Origin of the sequence: Prauserella endophytica (assembly GCF_005146945.1) — a bacterium.
Lineage (GTDB): Bacteria > Actinomycetota > Actinomycetes > Mycobacteriales > Pseudonocardiaceae > Prauserella_A > Prauserella_A endophytica.
On sequence record NZ_SWMS01000013.1, the window covers coordinates 1 to 21,486 of the forward strand.

Below are 21,486 nucleotides of genomic sequence, written 5' to 3' on the forward strand. Positions count from 1 at the left end.
AACCGCATACCACTCCACTAAGATAAGAAACACATCATCCGTGGCTTACACGGAAATCATGACAGTGCCCGCGTTCATGCCATGCTGTGAGCTCATCGTGAATCGCGTTACGAACTACCACCTCAACGATCGCGAGAGCTTCGTACACTGCACCAGACGCAGCCACGTTCCACTCATACAGTTGCAACGCCCGTTTCCGGTCGTTCTGAGCAGCGTGAAGATAGGAGGCCATCCGGGGTGGCGACAGCCGTTGCGCCCGGAGCTCGAAGGTGGCAAAGACGTCCGAGTTTGGCACGTCGGCTACTCTAAGCTACACTCTTCATCGAAGACCGGTGCGGCCTCTGCTTGTGCAAGTCTCCCGGTTATGAGCTACGGCGAAGCCCGACAGTCCTTTGCGGATGTCGGGCTTCGCTTATGTCACTCGTCCGACCCCTCCGAGTGGGCCGCCTTTGTTCCATGCCGTCGACCTGGCGCAGCCCAATCACGCTGGGTCCAGGGGCCAACCTGTATCGGAAGTTGTGCAGGCCTTCCCAAAGCTTGCCCCTGGACGCGGCGTGATAGCCCTCCGGGAGGTCACGGGCCTGCCGAGTGGCTTCGGCCTGCGCGACCTGCGGCACTACTTCGCGACCGTGCTGATCTTCGGCGGCGCAAACGTGAAGACGGTCCAGCTCGCGATGGGGCACACGACCCCGACCGTCACGCTCAACACCTACGTCGGCTACTGGCCCGACCCCGTCGACCAGACCCGCTCGCTCGTGGACTCCGCACTCGGTTGTACCGGGGTTGTACCCGAGACCGACTCGGAGTGAGTTTTCGCAGGTCAGCGCTGCCGCGTCAGCGGTAGTTGGTGAACTGCAGGGCGATCTCGAAGTCCTTGTTCTTCAACAGCGAGATCACCTCCTGCAGGTGATCCTTCTTCTTGCCGGAGACGCGGAGCTGGTCGCCCTGGATCTGCGCCTGAACACCCTTGGGGCCCTCGTCGCGGATGAACTTGGCGATCTGCTTGGCCTTGTCGGAGGCGATGCCCTCGATGATCTTGCCCTGGACCTTGTAGACCTTGCCGGAGACAGCGGGCTCACCCGCGTCGAACGCCTTGAGCGAGATGCCCCGCTTGATCAGCTTCTCCTTGAACACCTCGACCGCGGCGAGCACCCGCTCCTCGGTCTCGGCCTCGAGCACCACGCCGTCGGAGCCGGACCACTCGATCTTGGCGCCGGTGCCGCGGAAGTCGAACCGGGTGGACAGCTCCTTGCCCGCCTGGTTCAGCGCGTTGTCCACCTCCTGGTGATCGACCTTGCTCACCACGTCGAACGATGGATCGGCCACGTCATACACCTCGTAGTCTGCTGGTTGGAATGGGTCCACCTTAGTGACCGCGAACCCCCGGCGTGGGCAGGCCAGTGGCATTGGGTACTCTGTTTCTCGGCCGGGCGAGCCCGGCCCCGGCGGGTTGCCCGAGCGGCCAAAGGGATCTGACTGTAAATCAGACGGCACTGCCTTCGGGGGTTCGAATCCCTCACCCGCCACACCAGCCAGATCGGCCCCGTGACCAGCAAGAACAGGTCGCGGGGCCGATCTTGTGTTGTCCGGCTGAGTCCGGCCCAGACCGTGCCGATCCGGCTGGTCGTCCCAAATGCGTCCCAACGGCCGTGGGCTATCTGTGGGCCAGCTACCAGCCCCGTAGGGCTCGCTCGACGCGGTCGCGGGCGGTGGCTTCTCCGCCGTCGAGGCACTTCGCGTAGACCTTGAGCAGCACGGAGAGGCTGTGCCCGGCCCACTTCGCCACACGGGTCGGTTCGACTCCGCCGTTGAGCCAAGTCGACACACAGGCGTGCCGGAGATCGTAGGGACGCCGCCCGAGCGGTCCGGCGAGCACGTCGGCCGTGAACACTCGCTCGCGGGCAGTTGCCCATACTCGGCCGTAGACACTGCTGCCAACGCGTCCGCCGTCGCGAGCACCACGGAAGAGGCGGCCGTCAGATGCGGTGCCGAATCGGGTGAGGTGGTTGTGCAGCAGCTCGGTCAGCGCCGGTGGGCAGGGGACTGGACGCCCGACGCCGTCCTCTCGATGCTTGAGCGGCCCCTCGTCGCTGGATTCACCGGAATCTGTCCATTCTCCGCCGATCTCCGGGCGCGCTCCGTCAAGATTCAGTTCGCCCCAGCCCTTATCAGGCAGTGAAAGGTTCTGCTTCTTGAGGCTGGCGGCTTCTTCGGGTCGGAGACCCGAGTAGTACATCACTGCGAAGAACGCGACGAGCGGAGGCCCTTGTTTGCCGACGGTTCCGACAGCATCCAGCAGCATCCGTGCCTGCATCGGGTTAACTGCGCATTCCGGGTCTATCTCCTTCAAGGTATAGCTCCGCTTTCTCGTCTTGATCTCCGATAGCGGGTTGGACTCCAGCAACTTTTTCTCAATCGCGTAGTCGATCGCGTTTCCTAATGCGACGCGCTTGATCCGAACGGTGTTGGCGGCGGATCGTGAACCGTCGATGTTGTGGTCAAGTGAATGCAGGACAGAGCGAAGTACGTCAGGGTTTGCGAGTTCGGACACGTCACGACTGGCGCGCGACACGGTTTGTATAGCGGTCTTCGCGTCAGTGTGAAGGTCCGTTGCCCGTTGCTTCGGATTGAACGCAGTCATGAGCGCTTTCCGCAGTGTCTTACCTTCCGGCAGTGGTGAGTGCTCGTCGAGCATGGCGATGGTTATGCGGGTCAGCGACTCCGCCAGTGACTTGCGGTACTTCGGCGATGAGTCGGGCCATTTCATGTCCATGTAGGCGCAGGCGAAATCAAACCACGGCATCCGCTCCTTCTCTCGCGTCATCGAGGTTGGCAACCCCGTGGCGGTATCAAAAGCCTCCCCGTTCCGGGCAGCCGTAATGAGCTGGGATCGGAAGCTGTCCGCGAGTGCGTCGGTCGTGAACTGCTGACCAAATCTTTGCTTCTTCACTCGCCAGCGGACACGATAGGTGTTCTTCTTCTTTCCTCGGAAAGTCTCGATCTTGAATATCCTGACGTTGTGGCTGGTTTCCATTAGGCAGCCACCTCGCGTGATTCGAGCCAACTTTCAAGGTCGGTGCGGCGGATGCGGATCTCTCCGTTCGGAAGCTTGAAGTGTCGCGGTGCGCGTCCCTTGGCGCACCAGTCGTAGAAGGTGGACTTGGCTACCGCGAGTTCTTCGCAGAAGGCCTTGAGCGTGAGGTACTGGCGCTGGGTGCCCATGTGGCGGTGTCTCCCCGGTTGAAGCTGTCGTGGTGGCCGGTGACGAACATGTGCGGCTCCTTTCGTTCGGCAGGGGTAGCGCTTGCGGGGTGGCTGGGTGTATCCGCTACCTGCGCTACCTGCGCTACGTGCCTGGTCAGAGGGGTAGCGGATACGGAGGGGGTAGCGCTTGTATCCGCTACCTACTGTCTGTGATCGGCGGTGACGCTCCGGAGGTAGCGCTTGTGTCCGCTACCTCCCCCGTATCCGCTACCGGGCTGACCTGCGAGGTAGCGGAGGTAGCGGAGGTAGCGCTAGTGGGCAGGTAGCGCTGCCAGGCGTCGGCGAGCCCGCCTTCTCCGGTGGCGCGGTAGCCCTTGCGCACTCCGCCACCGGGGAGCTTGATGTCCTTGGCGCGGGCGCCGTAGGGCTTGAGGAGCGCGGCGAGCCGCCGCGAGTCGAGCGGCTTGCCGTCGAGGTCGCCCCACGGAGACTCATCGAGCGCGTGCAGGGCGGCGAGGATGTCGTCGGTGGTCAGCTTGTCGGTGTCGCGGGTGGTGTACAGGTCGCGGAGGTCGGCCAGGAGTTGCAGGCGCTGGCCGCCGCCGTTGCGGTCGGTGTTGGCGATCTCCACGAAGTGGGTGCAGGCGGCGCGGGCGGTGTCGGGCCAGTGGCCGCCGGCGGCGTCGGCGATGGCGATGAGGGGGCGCCAGATCTCGGCGGAGCGGTCCCGCACGCCTGGGGGCATGGTGGGCCTGCCGCGGCTGATCTTGTCGGTGACCGATTCGACCCACGCGGCGAGCATGTCGCGCAGGGGGGCGGCTTCGGTCTCGACTTCCTCTTCCCAGAACTCGGCGACCTCCTCGTCCTCGCGGCGTCGCTTCATGTGCACGGTGATGGCGCGGGTGGTGATGGTGTCGGGCATGTTCCCGGCGATCCCGGCCAGGGCGGCGGGGGCGAACACGGGGAAGCGCTGCACCTTCATGGCCTTGGCGTCGCCGACGCAGCGCGCGACGGTGGCGCCACGCTTGTATCCGGCGTTGAGCAGGCCGCGTAGGTCTTCGTTGTTGCCGCCGGTTTTGGCTCCGAAGATCGTGTCGACCTCATCGAACAGGATGGTGATCGGCCCGTCGTTGACCATGCGGAACAGTGCCGCGGTGGTCGCCGAGAACGTCATCTCGGGGGCCTTCACCAGGAACTGCGCGACCTCCAAGACGCGTGTCTTGCCTGAGCCCGGTTCGACGCTGGAGAGGATCAGGCGGGGTGTGACGTAGAAGTGGTCGGCGGCGTGGGTGTGGGCGTACCAGAGCGCGAGCATCGGTGCGCAGTGCTCGGAGGGGAAGACGTTGTAGCGGGCCACGAATTCCCGCACCCGGTCGAGCACCTCGTAGCCGGGCACGATAGTGGCGTGGTGGGTGCGCCAGACCTGCTGGCAGTTCTCCGAGCAGAAGTCCTGCGAGGGCGACTCCCCGAGCGGTCGGCCGCACTGGGCGCACGTGCCGCGTTCGGTGTCGGCGGCGCCGATCACGTCGTCGATCGCGGCCACCGCATCCACGGCTTCGGGTTGGGTGGGTGTGCTCATCAGGCGGCGTCCTTCCTGCGGACGGGGTTGCTGGCGCCTTTGGTGAGTCCGGCGTCCACGACGCGGGCGACCTCGGTGAGGGTGGGTGGCCAGTGGTCGGTGCCGATCAGGGTGCGTCCGGCGGCGATCAGCTCGGCGCGGGCGGTGTAGTGGTCGATCAGTCCGGCGCCGACCTTGCGGCCGATGGTGTAGGCGGCGGAGGAGAGGACTTCGTTGTGCCGCCCTGGTTGCGCCGTGCGGACGCGTTCGGTCTCGCCCCGGAGTGCGGCCGACCCGTAGGCGGTCGGGTCGGTGGAGCGGATCTGAACGGGCGCTGAGTTGGCCGCTGCGGGCCGAACGGCACAGGCCTGGACCAACCAGGCCGGGAGCTCGGCGGGCTCGCGTTCGTCGGCGAGTTCGTAGCCGCCCTCGTCGGTGACCGAGCCGGGCGCCACCACGTATCCGCCCCCGGCGCGGGTGTCCACATTGGCGCACAGCACGCGCTGGGTGTTGCGTAGCCGTACTCCGGGTGGGCAGCGGTAGTACAGGTGCCGCCCACCCGAGGGGGTGGTGACGGTGAACGTGTCCGGGAGCGGCCCGCCGCGTTCGGCGGCCAGGGCGGCGAGCGCGTTCGCCCCGTCCGGGCCGGGCTCGTCGTCCTTGGGCATGTCGCAGTCGATGACCACCAACCGTGCGGGGCCGGTAGCTACGGCGATGTTGAACCGGTCGGCGGCCCAGCAGCGGCGGATACGGGCGGCATCGGTGGTGGCCCGGTTCTCCCAGTCCTTCACCGCAGGCTGCCGTTTGGTGCGCGGCCGTAGGGGGAAGACGGGCCAGCCCATCCCGGCCAGGTACAGCGCCCACTCCAGCATCGGATTCGCGGTCACGGTGGTGGTGGCGGTGGTCATCGAACACCCTTCAACGGAGGCTGACGCGGTTGGTTGGTGGCTGCCGGGCCGGTGAGGTTCGCGGCCGGTCACCGGCCCGGCAGCGGCCTAGAGGGAAAGGCGGCCTTTGGTGATCAGCCGTGGGGCGGCGGCCACGATCGCGGTGTAGTGCCGGTTGACGTACTTGCGGGCTAGGGATCGGGCCTTGGACTCGGACAGGCGGTCTTTGCCCAGGGCGCGGTTGACGTGGCGGAAGTTGCTGATGTCGTGGCTGGAGTTGCCGCGGCTGGCGCGGCGGCCGTGGGCGCGCATCCACTTGTCCTCGGCTTCGAACCCGCCCCAGCAGCCGACGACGTAGCCGGTGAGGTTGTCGGGGTCCCATTCGACGTCGACGTAGCCGCTGTTGCCCTCGTGGACGATTTGCTTGACGGTGAATCCGGCGGTTTTCCAGGCGTAGGCGTGGCCCAGTTCGTGCACGGCGATCTGGAGCTGGCGCGGGTCTTCCGGGTTCCGGCGCGGTCCGAACAGTCCCATCACCGACCACCCCCGCAGTGCGCGAGCACGCCCCGGATCGCGGCGGCCTCGGCCGGGTCGGCGGTCAGGCCGTAGCGGTGCTTGACCTCAACCCAGCGGGCGACGTAGCCGCACCGGTCCCGGTCGGGCAGCCACGTGGCGGGGTCCTGGTCGCCTTTGGCGCGGTTGCTGGTCGCGGTGACCGCGACCAGCCCGGCGGGGTCGTTGGCGTAGCGCTCGCGCTCGCGCTCGGTCCAGTGGCGGGCGCCGGAGCGGGCGGCCTCGGCCAGCGGCACGATGTGGTCGATGTCCAGTTCGGACGGATCGGTGACGGTTGTGCCGTCGTAGGCGGAGATCCACTGGCCGGCGGTGATCGCGCAGTCGTCGCCGACGCGCACGCCGTGGCCCTGCTCGCGCAAGATCAGGTCGCGGGTGTCGCAGCCGTCGCCGTGGTAGGTCCAGTGCGGCCAGGCGTCGCGGTCGTAGTGCGTGCCGGTGTCTTCCGGCGTGACCTGCAGTGCGGGCAGTTCGCCCGCGAGCGTGGCGGGTGTGGTGGTGTGGGCGGGTGCGGTCGGGAGTTGGCAGGCGGTGACCGCGAGCCCGGCGAGAACGGTGGCGGCCAGGGTGCGGAGGGTGGTGTGGGTGTTCAAGGCGAATGCCCTTTCGTGGCTACGTTGGGTGATCGTTTTTGGCATTGGGGTGCCGTGGCGGTGACTCGGGGAGGGAGCCCCGCCTAGGGCGGTTGGGGTGTGGTTGTTATGTGTTTCGGCTGGTCGGCGAGGGTGGCTCCCTTGCCTCCCTCAGCGGTTGTCGTGGCTGGTCAGGGTGAGGGAGTCGGGGTCAGGGAGGCGGTGAGGGAAAACTCCCTCGGATTCGGTGCCTCCCTCACTCGTCCCCGTCGTCGTGGTCGGTGTCGTCGTCGTGGTCTTCGTTACGGGCTGTGATGGCTTCGGTGATGCGGGCGGCGGAGACCTGCATGGCGCCTTCGGTCTTGTAGGGGGCGGCGTCGTGCTCGGTCAGGTACTCGCGCAGTCGCTGGTAGGTCCACTCGCCGTAGGTGGCGCGGTCGTGCTCGGCGAGGCGTTGCAGGACCTCGCGGGTCTTCATCCGCTCCGCACCACCGAGCACGTGGGCGATGTCGGTGAGGGGGTCGGCTTCGGCTCGCTCGATCACCTGCGGGGCCGGGTCGGTGGTGATGCCGTGCTTGTCGCGCAGGGCCAGGGCGCGTTGCACGACGGGGGTGATCTCGTCTACGCCCTTCTCTTTGCGGACGTAGTGCGAGCGGATCAGGCCGGGGACCTTGGCGAACCCGGCGGCCATCGCGGTCCCCACGTCCTCACCCGCGACCAGCGTCGTGGCTGAGTAGCCGCGCTTGTGCATGCCGGTGCCGAGGATGGCGTCGTTGCCCTGGTGATCGTTGATCGCGAACGCCACCCGGTGGGAGGCGGTCTTGGAGATCCCCCGGGGCAGGCTGGCGGCGTCGGCGTCGGGGGTGATCCACAGCAGCGTGATCCCGGTCTTGCGGGCCTTCTTGGTCACCTTGAGGGCGAGTTCTTTGGCCTCCGGGCCGTGCTTTTTGTGCGTGAACAGCTCGTGCACCTCATCGAACACGACCACGCGGGGCCGCATGCGCGGGTCGCGCTGCGCGATCTCGCGGGTCAGCTTGGCCTCCTCCCCGCCGAGTTCCTCGAGGATCCGGCCCCGCTCGGAGACTTCGCCGACGAGGGCGCGCAGGGTGTTCATGGCGGCCTCGACGTGCTCTTCGTCGTCGCCCTTGATCAGGGTGTTCAGCCGGGGGCGCATGGGGTCGTAGTCGACGTTGTAGGCCAGCACGTGCACGTCGATCTGCACCAGCGGGTCCAACATGGCCCCGAGGAGCAGGCAGATCACCAGGGAGGATTTGCCGGAGCCCATGATCCCGGCGATGAGGTAGTTCGCGGCCATCAACCGGCCCACGATCTGATCCCCGCGGGCGTCCACCGCGACCGGGACGCCTTTGAAGTAGTCGCACTCCCCGTCATGCAGCAGCGGCCACGCCGCGACCGGCTCAGTCAAGATGCCCTGGTCGGCGACCCAGAGATCGAGCACGCCGGGCTGGTCCTTGGGTTCGGTGGGCCACACCTCGATCGGCTTACGGAGCAGGTTGTGGGCCAGCACGTTCTTGCGTTTGGCGATCTCCTCCACCGGCACTTGCCGGGGCAGCAGGAGTTGGGTGTGGTAGCCGCGGCCGACGCGGGTGGTGGGCGAGACCCACCGGGGCTGCCAGCCTTCCTTGAACGCGGTGTTCAGGGGCCCGTAGCCGAGGGTGCGCAGCGCGGCCACGATCGCGCCCTCGTCCGGGACGACGTCGCGGTCCGGGTCGACCGGGACGTTGGTGGGGGTGGCCCAGGTCGGGACGGTGCCGTGGGTCTTGCCCAGCCACCGCAGTGCCGCCACCGCGGCCACGGAGCCGCCGATGAGGAACAGGAATCCCCAGGTCACGGCGAACCAGTAGGTCCAGGTGATCGCCTCGATCACCCCGGAGATCGGGGCGAGGATCATCCCGGCGTCCTTCTGCGCCACGGCCAGGACCATGCCCAGGGCCAGGAGCATCCCGGCGACCCCGGCGGTGCCGATCACGGCGGCCTTGACCAGCGCGATCGGGCCGGTGGTGATCAGGTCCATGCGGCGGCGGTGCCGGTGCTCGCGGGCCTGCTCGGCGCGGGCCTCGATCTCCAGATACAACTCCGTGTTCCCCGCGGCGCGGGCCTCCCGCAGGTCCCGCTGGTAGCCGGAGTCGGTCTTGGCCTGCCACAGCCGGTGCACCGCGACCACGGTGCCCTTGCCCAGGTAGTACGCCTCCCGCGCCAGCGCCTTGCTCCCACGCTTGACCTGCGGGGCCGTGCGGTGCGAGAGCACCACCGCGCTGTGGGCCATCTTCTGCCGGGTCTCCTCCGAGGGACCGTGCAGCAGCCGGGTCCCCCACGTCTGCCGGGGCTCGGTGGTCACCAGCTCGCCCTCGATCACCTCAACCTCGCCGGGCTCGGTGCTGTGCGGTAGGTAGTGCACGGTGCCCCACTCCTCTCCGGTGGTGCCGGACTGGCCGGTGTGGTCGGTGGTCACCGGTGGTCCCCCTTGTGCTCGTCGCGGAGCTGGCGGGCGGTCTTGGCCGCGCAGCGCAGCGTCTTGCGGATCGACTCCGCCGAGGACGGATCGAGGCGACCGGCCTCAACCGCGGCCCGGAACTCGGCGCGCAACTGCTCGATCGAACGGGTCGACGGCCCCGGAATCCGGCTCCGCCGCGTCGGCTGGTCGGGGGTCGACTCCCGCAGCTCAGACGGCCGGTCGAGGGTGTCGACCCCACCCCCGTCGACGTCTGTGGAGTCGGCCCCGTCGAGTCCGGTCGACTCGACGGCAGGCGGCGTGGTGTTGGCGAGCAGGGCGGCCAGACCGGCGTCCCAGTCGGTCACCTCGACCGGGGTCGCCTCGACGGGCAGGCCGGGCACGACGGCGGCCACGAGCGAGCGGCGCCGGCCACGCAGCACCCCGCCCGCGGTGCGCGGGGTGAGCACGTAGCGGCCCGGCGCGAACACCAACCGCGCGGTCCCGTTGGTGTCGATCTCGGCGACGGCCTGGCGGATCGCGGCCCGCCGTATCCGCGTGGTCTTGCGGGCCGCCACCCGCGCCAACCGAGTCTCGGCGCGCTCGTGGCGGGTACGGCGGGCACCGGCCACGGTGAGCTGGTGCGCCACCACCCCCGCGACCGACACCAGCCCCATCGCCACCCCAGCTGAGAGCCCGGAGGCGAGACCGTGCAGCAGGTTCAGGGTGAAGTTCACCCCGGCGAACAGCCACACCCCGGCCTGCAGCGCCCACACCGGCCGCTCCGGGGTCCGCACACGGGACACCTGCACCGCCAGGGCGAAGGCCCACATGCCCAGCTCGGAGAGCACCGGCAGCACCAGCCCGGTCACCCCGCCGTAGAGCGCGTGGCCGTAGGCGGCCATCGCCGGAACCGCCATCACCGCGCTAACCAGGGCCAGCGGGTAGATCAGCAGATCCACCACATGCGCACCAGCCCACGCCCGCAGCCCAGCCAGCCGGGCGGCCCGCGCCTGGCGGCGCTCGGCCTGGGCCTGCCGCTTGGCCTCGGCCCGCTGCTGCTCGTGGGCGTGGGCCTGCTCGATGGCCGCCCGGCGGGCCTGCGCCAGCGACGCGGCGCGCACGGCCTCGACTTCGGCCGCGGCCAGCGCGTCGGCGCGCTTCTGCTCCGCCTCCGCGGCCCGGTCCTTACGACGTTCCTCGCGGTAGCTACTCACGCGCTGGCCTCCTCACTCTCGTCGGCGGACTCGCCGCCCGGCGCGGCGGTCTCGGCCCGCTGCACGGGCGCGCTGGCCTGGCGGCGGCGGGCACGGCGGGCCTGCACGGCGTGCCCGGCCCACAGGCCCGCGGCGAGCACCGAGAGCGGCAGCAGCCACACGGTGATCGTGACCGCGAGCAGCAGCGGCAATCCCACGGCGAGCAGTTCGATCAGGTGGTAGCCCACCCACGACACCGCGTCATCGGTGCGGGTGTACTCGTTCGCCACCGCGCGCCGCTCCAACTCCAGGCGCTGCAACTCAGTCATGGCCGGACACCTCCTCACGGGAGAACAGACGGGCCAACAGCAGGCCGAGCAGATCGGCCACCGCGTACAGGGCTTCGGTGGCCACGGCGCCGAGCAGCAGCAGGGACCAGACCACCCAGCCGCCGGAGACGGCCTCGGTGACCCACCACAGGCCCAGCGCGGCCGCACCGGCGCCGACCAGCGCTTGCGTGCTCTCCCACACGATCAGCCGCCGCTCATCCGCTATACGGGCCTGCTCATCGGCGGTCAGCAGTTCAGGCGTGGACACGTGCACCCTCCCTTGTGGACGCAGAATCAGCGAAGAAGTCGTTCACGGGCTTGCGTGGTGGGGTGCTGGCCTGCCGCGTGGCGAACCCGTCCACCCGGCGCATCGCCACCTCCAGCACCCGCGCGGTGAGCACCAGCGGGATACGGACCAGATGCAGCAGCAGAAACAGCACCACCGCCCCGGCGAAACGCAGCAGCGCCGCGGTGCCGTACTGGCGCAGAACATCGAACGTGGACATCACCGCTCGCCTCCCTCGGCGTGCACGGCGGCGGCGAGGAACGCGGCCCCGACCTCGCGGGCCAGCGACGGGGCGAGGAACACCACCGCCTCGGTGCGCGGGGCGAGGCCGTGGCGCACCGACAGGGTGATCTCCCGGTCCGCGCGCGGGGCGTCCAGCGTCACCAGGTCGCCCAGTGAGGCGAACCGCCAGCGCGCCACCTGCCCGGTCTGCTCGTGCGGCCTGGGCAGTGTCACCCGGACCGTGTGGGCTCGGTGCGCGTTCATGCCGCCACCTCCCAGGTGCCGGACTCGCACTGCCAGCACACCCGAGTGGAGGTCGGTACGTAGTAGCCCACGTCCTGGCGGCACTCGGCGCAGATTCGGCGGGCGCGCAGCGCGTTGCGTACCTTGGCCCGGCGCTGTGCGGTGGTGCCGCGCACCGGGGCGGCCCGCTCCACCGAGAACAGCTCCGTGGTCTCCTCCCGCCGATACGGGCGGTGGTGACGGAACACCAGCAGCGCCACCGGGTCCTGCCCATTGCGCCGCAACCCCACCGCCCGCAGCTGCGAGACCGTCAGCAGCGTCGACGGGGCCTCGCCCCACCCGAACACCGGCAGCCCATCCCGCCAGCCCCGGCACAACGCCACCTGATGCGTGCGCCCGTCGAACACCGTCACCGGCCGCTGCCTGCGATTACGCGGATTCATGCGACCTCACCCGCCCCAGTGCGCAGCTCAGCCAGCTCCGCGCGCAGCGGGGCCGTGGCCTGATCGATCAGCGCGTTCAGCTCCGGCGGGGTGTAGACCACCGCGTCGGACCCGGCCATCGCGGCGTCCAGCTCGGCCACCACGACGCCCAGCCACTCCGGGTGCCGCTCCCCGCGCAGGTGACCATGCACCGCCGCAGCCAGGAAGCCGTACGCGCGGGCCGGGTCCGAACCGTGCCGACGAACCCACTCCCGCAGATAGACCGGGCATCGGGCGGTTGTGCCTAACATGTTGTTTCCCTTCGAGTCGTCACGCGGCTGGCTTGGGAGCCCCGGTGCGGCGTGCGCGTTCTTGGCGGTTCGGGCCGCCGCGCCGGGGTCAGTGATCAGGAGTCGGGTCATTACGCGGCCTCGCCCTCGACGTCGGACAGCTCGGCGATGTCCAGCCGCGTCGGTAGGGACCGCAGCACCACCCGATTGGCTCGGCGGCGCGACCGGCCTGCTCGACGCGGGTCGGTAAAGCGCGGTGCCCTCACCAGTGCTGCATGGCTGGCCGCTGCCAGTTCCCGATCCAGCCGGTCCAACAGCTCGTACGCGTCGGCCAGCTCGTCCGCGTCAGCAAGCCGAGCTACATCGGCCTGAACAGCGAAAACGTCGTCAAGATCAGCGTCCATGCCGTCGAAACTCGCCTCTGCCTGGCGGCGGCTGATGTGTGCGGACCTCATCGTTCTCCTTCGCGTTTGGGATCTGATACAGAGCAATCTATATCAGTGTGTATCAGTTGGAACTCGTGCATTCGGGTGATCTATATCGGGGTGTATCGGTTGGCTAGACTGAGCGGATGGACGTCAACACGGCGGGCATGGCCGCCTATGAGCGAGTCGCAGAGCTGATCCGAGCCGACATCCGCCGTGGCGTTCTTCAGCCTGGCGACAAACTCCCTGGCAACCGTGCGCTCGCCGAGAGGTACGACGTCGCGCTCGGGACTGCTCAGAAAGCCTTGCGGGTCCTACAGGACGGGGGCTGGCTGACGGCCACTCCCGCCGTTGGGGTGTTCGTCAAAGGAACGCCCGACGAACCCGTAACTGTGGAAGCACTCGCCCGGCAGGTGGAGGAGCTTCGGGCCGCTCTCGCTGAGCTGAGTGACCGCGTCGACGAGATCGAGAACGTGAAGGACTAGCCAGCGAGCTGGCGGAAGAACGCTGCGACGCCGTCAACGATGCCCGTGATGACGCCGCCCATGCCCTTGGCCCACGCGGCTGCGTCGCCGGGGTGCCTGACGATCACCACGACTAGCGCGAGCACGGCAACCGTGCCGATGAGCTTCGTGAGGACTCCGCTGCCCGTCTTGGGCATCAGTGGCAACTGTTGCTTGGCCATTCCGACCATCTCCTTCGTGGGTTGTTTCCGTGATGAGTCCAGGAAACAACTCACGAAGGCGGTCGGGTAGTGGATCTCTAGTCGCTGTGGGGGTATTCCGAACCGGACTATTCCGGGACGGCATATCAGCAGTTCAGAGCGTCCCAGGCATCGCGAAGGATCTGCGGAAGCTCAGACTTTTTTGGTTGCCAGCCGAGTTCTTGGCGTGCGCGCGTCGAGTCGGCGACCAACGTGGGCGGTTCGTTGGCTGGCGGGCGGTGCAAGAGGGGAGCCGGCCTGCCCGTGACCTTCTCGGCTTCCTGGATCACCTCAGCGACGCTCGCGCGCGTCGCACCCAGGTTGTAGGCCCGCCACTGGCCCGGCGTGCACGCGGGTAGGGCGAGGGCGAATGCTTCTGCCGCGTCCTCGACATGCACGAAGTCACGCACGGCGGAACCGTTGCCGTTAACTGTGAGCTTGGGTTCCGTGCCAGCCTGCACGGCGAGAACCTTGGGGATGAGACGGGTGAGGTCGGGGTCCGGCTGGCCACCCGATGAGCCCGCGATGTTGAACGCTCTCAGCGTGGTGACACCGATCGCGCCGAGCTGCGCAACGTCGGCGGCTGCTTGGTCTGCCGCAAGCTTGCTCCGCCCATATGGGTTGCTCGGCACGGTGGGAGTCTCTTCGTCCATCGGTTGCCGCTCAGGCGTGCCGTAGACGGCTGAGGTCGATGCCAGGACGAGGCTCTTCGGGCTGCCGCTATCGGACGCGGCTGCAAGCGCCTCAAGGACGTTGAGCGTGCCGACGACGTTGGTCGACCAATACTCGGCGGGCCGGTTGAACGAGTCGCGAACCTTGGCCAGCGCTGCCAGATGGCACACCGCCTCGACCCCCGAGACCGCTTGCCCAACGACGTCCCGATCGCGAATATCGCCCCGGTGCGTTGCGTCGACTCCGCGGTGCATCGTGCTCACGTCGTGCCCGTGGAGGCGTAGCGCGGCGACCACGGCCCTGCCCAGGAATCCGGAGCTGCCTGTGACGAGTACACGCATGCTCAGCCTGCCAAGAGGGTGTGCCGGTGCTGCCACGCCAGTTCGATACAGGCGCGCGAGATGGGGGAGAGCGGTTCCGCCTTCAGTCGTTCGCGAGCATCCGATGTGAACGGGATACCAACGGCTGGTTGGCCGGACTCCGTGCTGACGGCAGAGCCCTCGTCGTTGACTTCGACCATCCCCGCGAAGAGACGGTCGAAGGCAGGAGCTTCGATCACCGCGACGGTCAACAGTTCGACCCACAGCGTGAGTGGTTCCAGCACCGTGGCAGTTGCGTACACGCGGAAGTCACCGGACTTCCTGGCCTCTGTGAACGAGCGGAAGGGTTCGTCCTCGTCGTAGTCGATGGGCTCGACAGAGTTGCCGTCATGCTCAGGGTTGCCAAGGAACTCTTCCGAGAACTCGCGTTGAATGTTGCGCCAGATCGAGAAGTCGTTGGCCTGGTGCTGTGGCGCCAGGGCGGCTGGTTGGAAGACCCCGGCGGGGATGACGTGGAACATGCCGCCCGCCGCTGCGACCGCCTTCGAGTCGCGCTGATGCAGGTACATGCGGTGTCCGTCGATCGGGTCTCGGCGGATGGTGAGCGTGTTGATGCTGGGCAACATCGGTCGGGCGAGCAGATCGAACGGGTCGGCGATGTGTCGACGCAGACGCAGGCCAGCCATGCTCGGTCGCTTGCGACCAGCGTTGACCCACGCTTCGGCGAACTCGTGGCCGACCGCTTCGCCGATGTCGAGAACTTCGAAGTAGCTCGTGTAGTTGAAGTCGAGTCGCCCGCGTCCGTCCGCCCAGTCGACATCGAGTAGCCGGTAGCTGATGCGGTTGTCGAGCAGCCGTGGCCGTGCCAGGTCGCGCAGCGCACTCGAGTAGCGGCGGTACCTCTCGCCGTCCGCAGCCAGAGGCCGGGCCGACTCGCTCTCCGGGATCTGCCCGGTGATTGAAGGCTTCGGGACCTCGTCAGTACGCCAGTGGAGCTGCACGTCCGCCAGCTCGACAGGCGCATCGGGTAGCCAGGCTGGTTTGGTCAGGACCGTTGTGTTCGGGATGCAGTGAGCCTGCGGGTACAGCTCGGCGGCAAGGTCGCCGAGTGCGGCACGGTTGCTATTGAGCGCGGCACGAACGGCTCGCCAGCGCTCCTGGCTCTCCAGCGGCGCGCCGGGGGAGTCGCTGACGGTGCGCGGGTTGGGCACGGCGTCGGCGGACCGGTCGGGCAGGACACCCAACCGCTCGGGAGGGATGCCGAACCTGCTCGCGACCAGGCGCAACTCGTCAAGGCCCAGCGTCAGCGAGCCTTTCTCGATCTTCGAGAGCCGCGATTGAGTGGTGTTGAGCAGGTCGGCTGCGTCCTGCTGAGTCAGGTTGTGGTGCTTCCTGTACCAGCGGATGACGTCGCCAACGTCGGAACCGTCAGGTGGAGCGTCCACAGCGCGCGCCACGTGCAGCCAACCTCCAGAGTTCGTCGTGCCGCCCAAACCGGTGCCCTCCAATTGCGGTGAACTGCCAAGGCACAGTCTCTCAGTCCGCGGTGTGCGGTCTAGTCGGTCCCAGGCTTCATCACCTTCGCGGCTTGCAGTCGGCGCCCCGTTGTCGGATGGACCACTGCGGATGCCCCTGCGGGCATCTCTATTTCACGGGGCTCGTAGCCTTCGAATCGAGCAGAGCTCGTCGATTTGACCTTCGGCCATTGCGAGGAGGGTTGCTTAATTAGTTGCGGGTTTTCCTTGCGCTTGATCCAGAGTTCCGCACATGCCATTGATATTCCCACCACGGCATAGTTTATCGAGTCCAGCACTCCTCGAAGCGTTACGAGGGAGTCTTCTGACAAGAGCATTTTGTCAACCTGGTTGGCGCTGCGAAACTCGTGAACTTCCGGGTTCTCCGGGTTTCTCGGCAGGGGCTGGACGATCTTTCCATCCCGACTGAAGATATTCATTGACATTCGCGACGCACGGTGCACTCGATCGTTTCTCATCTGACGTGTCCAATCAAGCCAGCCCGTGGGGCCTGCATGTATTAAGGCGGACCTGGTCGATCTAAGTAGCGTGCCCTGTGGGTCGGAGTCGTGAAGGACCGAGTTTGGAAGGTTTAGAGCTTTCCGAACGAGTGGGCCTGGGTAATTGGGGCCTTCCTCAAGTGGTTGCAGCAGCTTGAGATCCGACTTGAATATGTTTTTGTTGAATCCGCCGATACCTACGACAACACCCGCGACTATGTCGAGGATGGTCCCGGATGCGCGGAGAAATCCGGCCGTGTGAGCGTCGATCCTGGCCGCTCGACGTTGACCACTGGCGTCACGATGCAGGTTCGCGGTGCCTCCGCTCTTTCGAAGCTGTGAGATCGTCCAGTGATCGTCTGCGTAGCGGCACTCTGTCAGGTCTGCAAGATGAACTGCGGCGCTGCTCAGGTTCTCACGCAAAGAGCTGATGAGACCATAGAGGTAATCCATAAGTCCGGCCGAAATGAGTGAATCGATATTGTAATGGATCCACCACGTGAATCCGCCGTTCTCGATGTCAAAGTCGGACTCGAGCAGATCGGCTAGTTCTTTGCTCTGAGTTAGAGCCTTGCGCACGGGATCGTCGTATGTCATCGTGTTTCCGATCATGCGAACAGTGGCCATCGATAACGAAGGTATTGCGAGTAGAATCGTCCCTATTCCGACGAGAATTAGGCCCCAAAGTTGGAGCTGGACGCTTCCGGCGGCGACATCCTTTGCTAGTCTCGTTATCGATTGATCGGCCGCCTCGGAAGATGCTTTGAGTGTGTGGATGGATTCCTTCATTTCCTTAATGTCCCGTCGATGGCGCTCCGTGAGGCGACCCTCCACTTCTCGAATTCGTTCAAGTATCAATGCGACTTGTTGGTCAAAGGGAGCCGTCGCTGAAATCGCCTTTTCTGCTACCCCGGTCGCACCGCTCGTCTCAAGCCTCAAGGTAGCTGTTCCGGCCCCAGCTCTTACATTGGGGCCTCGGCGCCGAATAACCCTCGAAAGGTCTGATTTCAGGCGCGCGAGCTTGGGGAAGAGAAGGCCGCTTCCGTACTTCTGGTGATTTCGATACAGAGCCAGTGCACCACAGCTTGTGCCTGCCAGGGTGAGGACGAGTCCAACGCAAACGAGGTAGGTGTCAAGGTCCTGGAGCAGGCCGTACAGTGCCAACGCGATGAGCGCAAGACTGGCGCCGATGACCCGCTTCGCCCACGTGATCGTCATGCCATTGGTGTCGCATAGCCGCTAGTCGATGTTGCAGTGGCTCTAGCCGCCTCAACGGGTCAGCATTCTCTCAGCGCCTGTCCCAGATACGTCCCAGCGAATCGGCGCTATGACTGCCTTTGTGCAGGTCGTGGCCAGTCTGTGCGTCGTACTGTAAATCAGACGGCACTGCCTTCGGGGGTTCGAATCCCTCACCCGCCACACCAGCCGATACGCCCCGATGACCTGCTCGATCAGGTCTCGGGGCGTTTTTCGGATATCGGGCCGGATCGGCCCACTCAGAGACGTGAGGCGCGCACCGTGGTGCTCAGCCGGTCCGCGGCGGCGCGTACGGCTTCCGCGCGGGCCTCGCCCTCGGCTCCCGCGAAGTCCTCGCTGTGCCCGCCGAGGCTGATCGTTCCCACGAGCGCCCCGTACTGGCCGAGGACGGGCGCGGCGACGGCGGACACGCCGCGCAGGTAGTCGTCCTGGCTGCGGGAGATGCCCTCGGTCCGTACCCGCTCCAGGTGACTCGCCAGCGCGGCCGGGTCGATGTGCGTTTCCTCGGTGAAGGCCTCGAGCCGGCCCTTCAGGACCCGGCGGCGGATCTCCGGATCGAACGCGGCCATCGCCACCGGCGCGGCGGCCGCGTGGAACGGCAGCACCGAGCCGACGCTGATGGCCGCCAATGCCATCGGTTTCCCGCCCTCGACCCGGTCGATGCACACCGCGCCGGCGTCGGAGGGGACCATCAGGAACGCGGTGTCGCCGAACCGCTGCGCCAGCGCCTCGAGTTCGGGCCTGGCCTCGGTGCGCAGGTCGAACCCCGCGAGCGCCGCGGCGCCGATCGTGAACACGGGCATCCGGATCCGGTACGCGCCCGTGTGCTCCCGGTGCACCCAGCCCGCTTCGACGAACGAGCTCATGAGCCGGTGCACGGTGGGTTTGTTGAGCCCGGTGGTGGCCGTCAACTCGGCCAGGGTGATCACCGGCCGGTCGGCGCTGAAGTGGCTGAGCAGCTGGCACGCGCGCAGCACCGAGGTGACCGTCTCCCGCCCCGCGGAGCCGTCCTGGAGTGCCTCTTGCGTCACCGCTCACCTCACCTGCCGCGTGCTTGCTGGACTCAGGTTAGCGATGAGTTCGCGCCGGTTCCTTGACATGCTCGGTGTCCTTCCCGCAAAGTTTCGGAACGCGTATCGCATCACGATACACAAGGGAGTGATCAGTGGATTTGCGCGACTTGATCAGCGAGCGACTCGTCTACGCACCCGGTGTCTGGGACGGTCTGACCGCCCGGCTGGCCGAGCAGGCGGGCTTCCCCGCGCTGTGCGCGTCGGGCTTCGCGATCTCGGCGGCGCTTGGCTATCCGGACGCCGAGCTCTACTCGATGTCGGAGAACCTGCAGGCCGTGCGGACGATCCGCGAGGCGAGCGGGCTGCCCCTCATCGCCGACATCGACACGGGCTACGGCAACGCCGTCAACGCACACCGCACGGCGCGCCTGTTCGCGGACGCCGGAGTGGCCGCCGTGTTCATGGAGGACCAGCGCTCGCCGAAGCGGTGCCCGCTGATCCCTGGCTCCGCACCCGAGCTGCTCGACGTGCCGGAGGCGACCGGCAAGATCCGCGCCGTTGTCGACGCGGCGAAGGACTCGGGCATGCTCGTGATCGCCAGGACCGACGCCAGCGGCGACGAGGCACTCCGCCGCGCCGACGCGTACGTCGAGGCGGGCGCGGACCTGATCATGCCGGTGACCAAGACGTTCAGCACCGTCGAGGAGTGGCGGCGCTGCCACGAGGTCACCGGTGTTCCGTTGATGGCTACGCTCACCGCGTCGGCGTGGACGGAACGCGAGTTCACGCCCGAGGTGATGCGGCAGATCGGTGTCCGCATCGCCTTGCTGCCCACGCAGGTGCTGATGGCCGTGACCCGCGCCGCCGGTGACTGCCTGCGCAGGCTCGCATCCGGCGAGAACCCGGCCGACGTCAGCGCGGACGCGACCTCGCACCACGACTTCGTGGACCTCATCGGAATGCCCGAGATCGAGCGGCTCCAGCAGGCGTACCTGCCCGCCGCGGAGCCGGTGTAAGGAGCGGCATGCCGAGCACAATCGCCGAGAAGATACTGGCCAGGGCCGCGGGCGTCGACGTCGTCAAGGCAGGCGACAACCTCCCCGTGCGCCCGGACTACATGATCGCCTACGACTTTCCCGGCTACACGGACGTGATGTTCAAGCAGATGCACGACGACTTCGGCATCCGGACGCTCGCCGAGCCGCACCGGTACGTCGTGTTCATCGACCACATGCTCACCAAGGGCACGGAACAGGAACGCGAGGTCCACCAGGTCACGCGGGACTGGTGCGAGTTCTACGGCATCGAGCTGCACGAAGCTCGCGGCATCGGTCACCAGGTGATGGCCGAACTGGGCTACGCGCTCCCTGGCAACTTCCTGATCCACTTCGACGGGCACATCTCCGGCGCGGGCGCGTTCGGTGCGCTCGGCTGGGGTGTGCGCCGCGACCTGCTGGAGGCGTGGGTTTCCGGGCAGATCTACCTCGACGTCCCGGCGACGACGCGGTTCGAGCTGGTCGGTGAGCTGGCCGACGGCGTGGACAGCCGTGATCTGGTGCACCACATCATCGGTGAGTACGGTGCCGACGGCTGTGCGCACCAGGTCATGGAGTTCTCGGGCCCCGGCGCGCGTGGTATGTCGATCGACCGGCGGCAGGGGCTCTGTGGCATGGCCATGTTCACCGGCGCGGTCTCCGCGGTCTTCGAGCCCGACGAGGCCGCGCTGTCCTACGCCCGCCGGGTCGCCAGCACCGGCTTCACGCCGCAGCTGCCGGACGAGGGCGCCGACTACGCCGCCGTGCACACGATCGACCTGTCCGAACTGCGCCCGAGGGTGGTGCTGCCCGGATCGGCGCGGTCGGACAACACCCGAGGGGTCGACGAACTCGCGGGCACTCCGGTGACCAAGGCGTTCATCGGCTCGTGTGCCAGCGGCCGTATCGAGGACATCCGCGCCGCCGCGCTGATCCTGGATGGACGCAAGGTCGCTCCCGGCGTCGAACTGAACGTCGTCCCGACCTCCGATTCGGTGCACCAGCAGGCGGAGCGGGAGGGCCTGCTGGACGTGCTGCGCGCCGCGGGCGCGCAGATCGCGCGCTCCAGCTGCGACTTCTGCTTCGGCTACCAGAAGCCGTTGCAGCCCGGCGAGAACTGCATCTCCACCGGCGTGCTGAACATCTCGGGCCGGATGGGCAGCACCGAGGCGAACATCTACATGGGCTCGGCCTACACGGTCGCGGCCAGCGCCGTCGCCGGAACGATCTCGTCGGCCGAGGGGGTGGCCAGGTCGTGAGCGCACTCCGCGACTACCCGCCGCCGCCGGATCTGATCCGCGGCCGCGTGGCGTGGATCTTCGGTGACGACTTCGACATCGACCTCGTGATCGGGGTCGAGAACATCAAGTCCTACGACGCGGATTTCCTGCGCAGCAAGGTGATGCGGGAGTTCGACCCCACGTTCGCCGACCGCGTCAGGCCCGGTGACGTGATCGTCGGCGGCCGCAACTTCGGCTACGGCCACCCGCACTATCCGCCGATGGTGGCACTGCGGGACCTCGGCATCGCCGCGGTGCTGGCCGAATCGTTCTCCCCCGGCTTCTGGCGAGGGGAGACCTACAACGGGATGCCGCTGCTGACCGTGCCCGGCATCAGCACCGGGGTCACCAAGGGCGACAACGTGGCAGTGGACTGGCGCGCCGCCACCGTGCGGCTCGACGACGGCACCGAGCTGCGGGGCACCCCGCCCAGCGACCGCGTCCGCCGCGTCATCGAGGCGGGCGGCTCGCTGAAGCTGCTGCTCGCCGAGCACGCCCACCAACCAGCAGACCAAGCCTGATATCCCTCCGCCAAGT

The 21,486-nt window shown here is 67.3% G+C and carries 26 protein-coding genes and 1 tRNA gene; 6 read left to right on the plus strand and 21 right to left on the minus strand.

The window, feature by feature from the left end:
• The first annotated feature begins 554 nt into the window (after window positions 1-554).
• On the plus strand, window positions 555-809 hold the full coding sequence (locus FCN18_RS22390; RefSeq protein WP_228714086.1) for a tyrosine-type recombinase/integrase: 255 nt from the start codon (window positions 555-557) through the stop codon (window positions 807-809).
• A 25-nt stretch (window positions 810-834) separates the two neighbouring features.
• On the opposite strand, the gene FCN18_RS22395 is transcribed toward FCN18_RS22390, so the two are convergent.
• Entirely contained in the window at window positions 835-1,326 is a 492-nt protein-coding gene (locus FCN18_RS22395) for a YajQ family cyclic di-GMP-binding protein (protein ID WP_158303152.1), read from the minus strand.
• A gap of 118 nt (window positions 1,327-1,444) precedes the next feature.
• On the opposite strand from FCN18_RS22395, the gene FCN18_RS22400 reads away from it, so the two are divergent.
• A tRNA-Tyr gene (locus FCN18_RS22400) sits at window positions 1,445-1,526 on the plus strand.
• A 143-nt stretch (window positions 1,527-1,669) separates the two neighbouring features.
• Here the strand turns inward: FCN18_RS22400 and FCN18_RS22405 are convergent.
• The 15 genes from FCN18_RS22405 to FCN18_RS22475 form a co-directional block, all read right to left on the minus strand.
• Window positions 1,670-3,034 carry a tyrosine-type recombinase/integrase gene (locus FCN18_RS22405; protein WP_137096034.1) on the minus strand — a complete coding sequence of 455 codons (1,365 nt, stop codon included), beginning with the start codon at window positions 3,032-3,034 and terminating at the stop codon, window positions 1,670-1,672.
• Window positions 3,034-3,222, minus strand: a complete 189-nt coding sequence (locus tag FCN18_RS22410; RefSeq protein WP_137096035.1) for a helix-turn-helix transcriptional regulator — start codon at window positions 3,220-3,222, stop codon at window positions 3,034-3,036. The genes FCN18_RS22405 and FCN18_RS22410 overlap by 1 nt, the downstream gene beginning before the upstream one ends.
• 178 nt (window positions 3,223-3,400) lie before the next feature.
• Window positions 3,401-4,783 (minus strand): DUF3631 domain-containing protein, encoded by a 1,383-nt coding sequence (locus FCN18_RS22415; protein WP_137096036.1) that lies wholly within the window; start codon window positions 4,781-4,783, stop codon window positions 3,401-3,403.
• Window positions 4,783-5,670 carry a bifunctional DNA primase/polymerase gene (locus tag FCN18_RS22420; protein ID WP_137096037.1) on the minus strand — a complete coding sequence of 296 codons (888 nt, stop codon included), beginning with the start codon at window positions 5,668-5,670 and terminating at the stop codon, window positions 4,783-4,785. The genes FCN18_RS22415 and FCN18_RS22420 overlap by 1 nt, the downstream gene beginning before the upstream one ends.
• Before the next feature lie 87 nt (window positions 5,671-5,757).
• Entirely contained in the window at window positions 5,758-6,183 is a 426-nt protein-coding gene (locus tag FCN18_RS22425; protein ID WP_137096038.1) for a hypothetical protein, read from the minus strand.
• Complete coding sequence (locus FCN18_RS22430; RefSeq protein WP_228714087.1) at window positions 6,183-6,812, minus strand: HNH endonuclease family protein; 630 nt, start codon at window positions 6,810-6,812, stop codon at window positions 6,183-6,185. Before FCN18_RS22430 ends, FCN18_RS22425 begins: the two co-directional genes overlap by 1 nt.
• A 235-nt stretch (window positions 6,813-7,047) precedes the next feature.
• Entirely contained in the window at window positions 7,048-9,264 is a 2,217-nt protein-coding gene (locus FCN18_RS22435) for an FtsK/SpoIIIE domain-containing protein (RefSeq protein WP_228714088.1), read from the minus strand.
• A complete protein-coding gene (locus tag FCN18_RS22440) occupies window positions 9,261-10,460 on the minus strand; it encodes a hypothetical protein (RefSeq protein WP_137096040.1) in 1,200 nt (399 codons plus the stop codon). The genes FCN18_RS22435 and FCN18_RS22440 overlap by 4 nt, the downstream gene beginning before the upstream one ends.
• Window positions 10,457-10,768, minus strand: a complete 312-nt coding sequence (locus FCN18_RS22445; RefSeq protein ID WP_137096041.1) for a hypothetical protein — start codon at window positions 10,766-10,768, stop codon at window positions 10,457-10,459. The genes FCN18_RS22440 and FCN18_RS22445 overlap by 4 nt, the downstream gene beginning before the upstream one ends.
• Complete coding sequence (locus FCN18_RS22450; protein ID WP_137096042.1) at window positions 10,761-11,036, minus strand: hypothetical protein; 276 nt, start codon at window positions 11,034-11,036, stop codon at window positions 10,761-10,763. Before FCN18_RS22450 ends, FCN18_RS22445 begins: the two co-directional genes overlap by 8 nt.
• A complete protein-coding gene (locus FCN18_RS22455; RefSeq protein WP_137096043.1) occupies window positions 11,023-11,274 on the minus strand; it encodes a hypothetical protein in 252 nt (83 codons plus the stop codon). Before FCN18_RS22455 ends, FCN18_RS22450 begins: the two co-directional genes overlap by 14 nt.
• Window positions 11,274-11,540 carry a hypothetical protein gene (locus tag FCN18_RS22460; protein ID WP_137096044.1) on the minus strand — a complete coding sequence of 89 codons (267 nt, stop codon included), beginning with the start codon at window positions 11,538-11,540 and terminating at the stop codon, window positions 11,274-11,276. The genes FCN18_RS22455 and FCN18_RS22460 overlap by 1 nt, the downstream gene beginning before the upstream one ends.
• Window positions 11,537-11,962 (minus strand): RRQRL motif-containing zinc-binding protein, encoded by a 426-nt coding sequence (locus FCN18_RS22465; RefSeq protein ID WP_137096045.1) that lies wholly within the window; start codon window positions 11,960-11,962, stop codon window positions 11,537-11,539. Before FCN18_RS22465 ends, FCN18_RS22460 begins: the two co-directional genes overlap by 4 nt.
• Window positions 11,959-12,252, minus strand: coding sequence for a hypothetical protein (locus FCN18_RS22470; RefSeq protein ID WP_137096046.1), 294 nt, complete (start codon window positions 12,250-12,252; stop codon window positions 11,959-11,961). The genes FCN18_RS22465 and FCN18_RS22470 overlap by 4 nt, the downstream gene beginning before the upstream one ends.
• A 110-nt stretch (window positions 12,253-12,362) precedes the next feature.
• Window positions 12,363-12,686, minus strand: a complete 324-nt coding sequence (locus tag FCN18_RS22475) for a hypothetical protein (protein WP_137096047.1) — start codon at window positions 12,684-12,686, stop codon at window positions 12,363-12,365.
• 116 nt (window positions 12,687-12,802) lie between these two features.
• Here FCN18_RS22475 and FCN18_RS22480 point away from each other — a divergent pair, with 116 nt between their 5' ends.
• Window positions 12,803-13,141 carry a GntR family transcriptional regulator gene (locus tag FCN18_RS22480; RefSeq protein ID WP_137096048.1) on the plus strand — a complete coding sequence of 113 codons (339 nt, stop codon included), beginning with the start codon at window positions 12,803-12,805 and terminating at the stop codon, window positions 13,139-13,141.
• Here the strand turns inward: FCN18_RS22480 and FCN18_RS22485 are convergent.
• The 5 genes from FCN18_RS22485 to FCN18_RS22505 all read right to left on the minus strand — a co-directional run bounded on the left by FCN18_RS22485 (window position 13,138) and on the right by FCN18_RS22505 (window position 18,653).
• Window positions 13,138-13,341 (minus strand): hypothetical protein, encoded by a 204-nt coding sequence (locus tag FCN18_RS22485; protein ID WP_137096049.1) that lies wholly within the window; start codon window positions 13,339-13,341, stop codon window positions 13,138-13,140. The genes FCN18_RS22480 and FCN18_RS22485 overlap by 4 nt on opposite strands.
• 125 nt (window positions 13,342-13,466) lie before the next feature.
• Window positions 13,467-14,372, minus strand: a complete 906-nt coding sequence (locus FCN18_RS22490) for an NAD-dependent epimerase/dehydratase family protein (protein ID WP_137096050.1) — start codon at window positions 14,370-14,372, stop codon at window positions 13,467-13,469.
• Window positions 14,373-14,374: 2 nt separating this feature from the next.
• Window positions 14,375-15,808 (minus strand): helix-turn-helix domain-containing protein, encoded by a 1,434-nt coding sequence (locus FCN18_RS22495; RefSeq protein WP_206077967.1) that lies wholly within the window; start codon window positions 15,806-15,808, stop codon window positions 14,375-14,377.
• Window positions 15,809-15,906: 98 nt separating this feature from the next.
• Window positions 15,907-17,583 (minus strand): hypothetical protein, encoded by a 1,677-nt coding sequence (locus FCN18_RS22500; RefSeq protein ID WP_137096051.1) that lies wholly within the window; start codon window positions 17,581-17,583, stop codon window positions 15,907-15,909.
• A gap of 278 nt (window positions 17,584-17,861) precedes the next feature.
• On the minus strand, window positions 17,862-18,653 hold the full coding sequence (locus tag FCN18_RS22505) for an IclR family transcriptional regulator (RefSeq protein ID WP_112276740.1): 792 nt from the start codon (window positions 18,651-18,653) through the stop codon (window positions 17,862-17,864).
• A 134-nt stretch (window positions 18,654-18,787) separates the two neighbouring features.
• Between FCN18_RS22505 and FCN18_RS22510 the strand changes: the two genes are divergently transcribed.
• From FCN18_RS22510 to FCN18_RS22520, 3 genes are read left to right on the plus strand one after another with little or no spacing between them, the layout of a single operon-like run.
• Window positions 18,788-19,651: an isocitrate lyase/PEP mutase family protein gene (locus FCN18_RS22510; protein WP_112276742.1), complete on the plus strand. Its 864-nt coding sequence runs from the start codon at window positions 18,788-18,790 to the stop codon at window positions 19,649-19,651.
• Window positions 19,652-19,659: 8 nt separating this feature from the next.
• Entirely contained in the window at window positions 19,660-20,928 is a 1,269-nt protein-coding gene (locus FCN18_RS22515) for a 3-isopropylmalate dehydratase large subunit (RefSeq protein ID WP_199542717.1), read from the plus strand.
• A complete protein-coding gene (locus tag FCN18_RS22520; protein WP_137096052.1) occupies window positions 20,925-21,470 on the plus strand; it encodes a LeuD/DmdB family oxidoreductase small subunit in 546 nt (181 codons plus the stop codon). Before FCN18_RS22515 ends, FCN18_RS22520 begins: the two co-directional genes overlap by 4 nt.
• Window positions 21,471-21,486: the final 16 nt, after the last annotated feature.

What these genes read in the sequence shown, in the direction of transcription:
- FCN18_RS22405 (WP_137096034.1), bottom strand. Translation starts at nt 3,034, where the DNA reads ATGGAAACCAGCCACAACGTCAGGATATTCAAGATCGAGACTTTCCGA.
- FCN18_RS22410 (WP_137096035.1), bottom strand. Translation starts at nt 3,222, where the DNA reads ATGGGCACCCAGCGCCAGTACCTCACGCTCAAGGCCTTCTGCGAAGAA.
- FCN18_RS22415 (WP_137096036.1), bottom strand. Translation starts at nt 4,783, where the DNA reads ATGAGCACACCCACCCAACCCGAAGCCGTGGATGCGGTGGCCGCGATC.
- FCN18_RS22420 (WP_137096037.1), bottom strand. Translation starts at nt 5,670, where the DNA reads ATGACCACCGCCACCACCACCGTGACCGCGAATCCGATGCTGGAGTGG.
- FCN18_RS22425 (WP_137096038.1), bottom strand. Translation starts at nt 6,183, where the DNA reads ATGGGACTGTTCGGACCGCGCCGGAACCCGGAAGACCCGCGCCAGCTC.
- FCN18_RS22445 (WP_137096041.1), bottom strand. Translation starts at nt 10,768, where the DNA reads ATGACTGAGTTGCAGCGCCTGGAGTTGGAGCGGCGCGCGGTGGCGAAC.
- FCN18_RS22455 (WP_137096043.1), bottom strand. Translation starts at nt 11,274, where the DNA reads ATGTCCACGTTCGATGTTCTGCGCCAGTACGGCACCGCGGCGCTGCTG.
- FCN18_RS22460 (WP_137096044.1), bottom strand. Translation starts at nt 11,540, where the DNA reads ATGAACGCGCACCGAGCCCACACGGTCCGGGTGACACTGCCCAGGCCG.
- FCN18_RS22465 (WP_137096045.1), bottom strand. Translation starts at nt 11,962, where the DNA reads ATGAATCCGCGTAATCGCAGGCAGCGGCCGGTGACGGTGTTCGACGGG.
- FCN18_RS22470 (WP_137096046.1), bottom strand. Translation starts at nt 12,252, where the DNA reads ATGTTAGGCACAACCGCCCGATGCCCGGTCTATCTGCGGGAGTGGGTT.
- FCN18_RS22475 (WP_137096047.1), bottom strand. Translation starts at nt 12,686, where the DNA reads ATGAGGTCCGCACACATCAGCCGCCGCCAGGCAGAGGCGAGTTTCGAC.
- FCN18_RS22480 (WP_137096048.1), top strand. Translation starts at nt 12,803, where the DNA reads ATGGACGTCAACACGGCGGGCATGGCCGCCTATGAGCGAGTCGCAGAG.
- FCN18_RS22485 (WP_137096049.1), bottom strand. Translation starts at nt 13,341, where the DNA reads ATGGCCAAGCAACAGTTGCCACTGATGCCCAAGACGGGCAGCGGAGTC.
- FCN18_RS22490 (WP_137096050.1), bottom strand. Translation starts at nt 14,372, where the DNA reads ATGCGTGTACTCGTCACAGGCAGCTCCGGATTCCTGGGCAGGGCCGTG.
- FCN18_RS22500 (WP_137096051.1), bottom strand. Translation starts at nt 17,583, where the DNA reads ATGACGATCACGTGGGCGAAGCGGGTCATCGGCGCCAGTCTTGCGCTC.
- FCN18_RS22515 (WP_199542717.1), top strand. Translation starts at nt 19,660, where the DNA reads ATGCCGAGCACAATCGCCGAGAAGATACTGGCCAGGGCCGCGGGCGTC.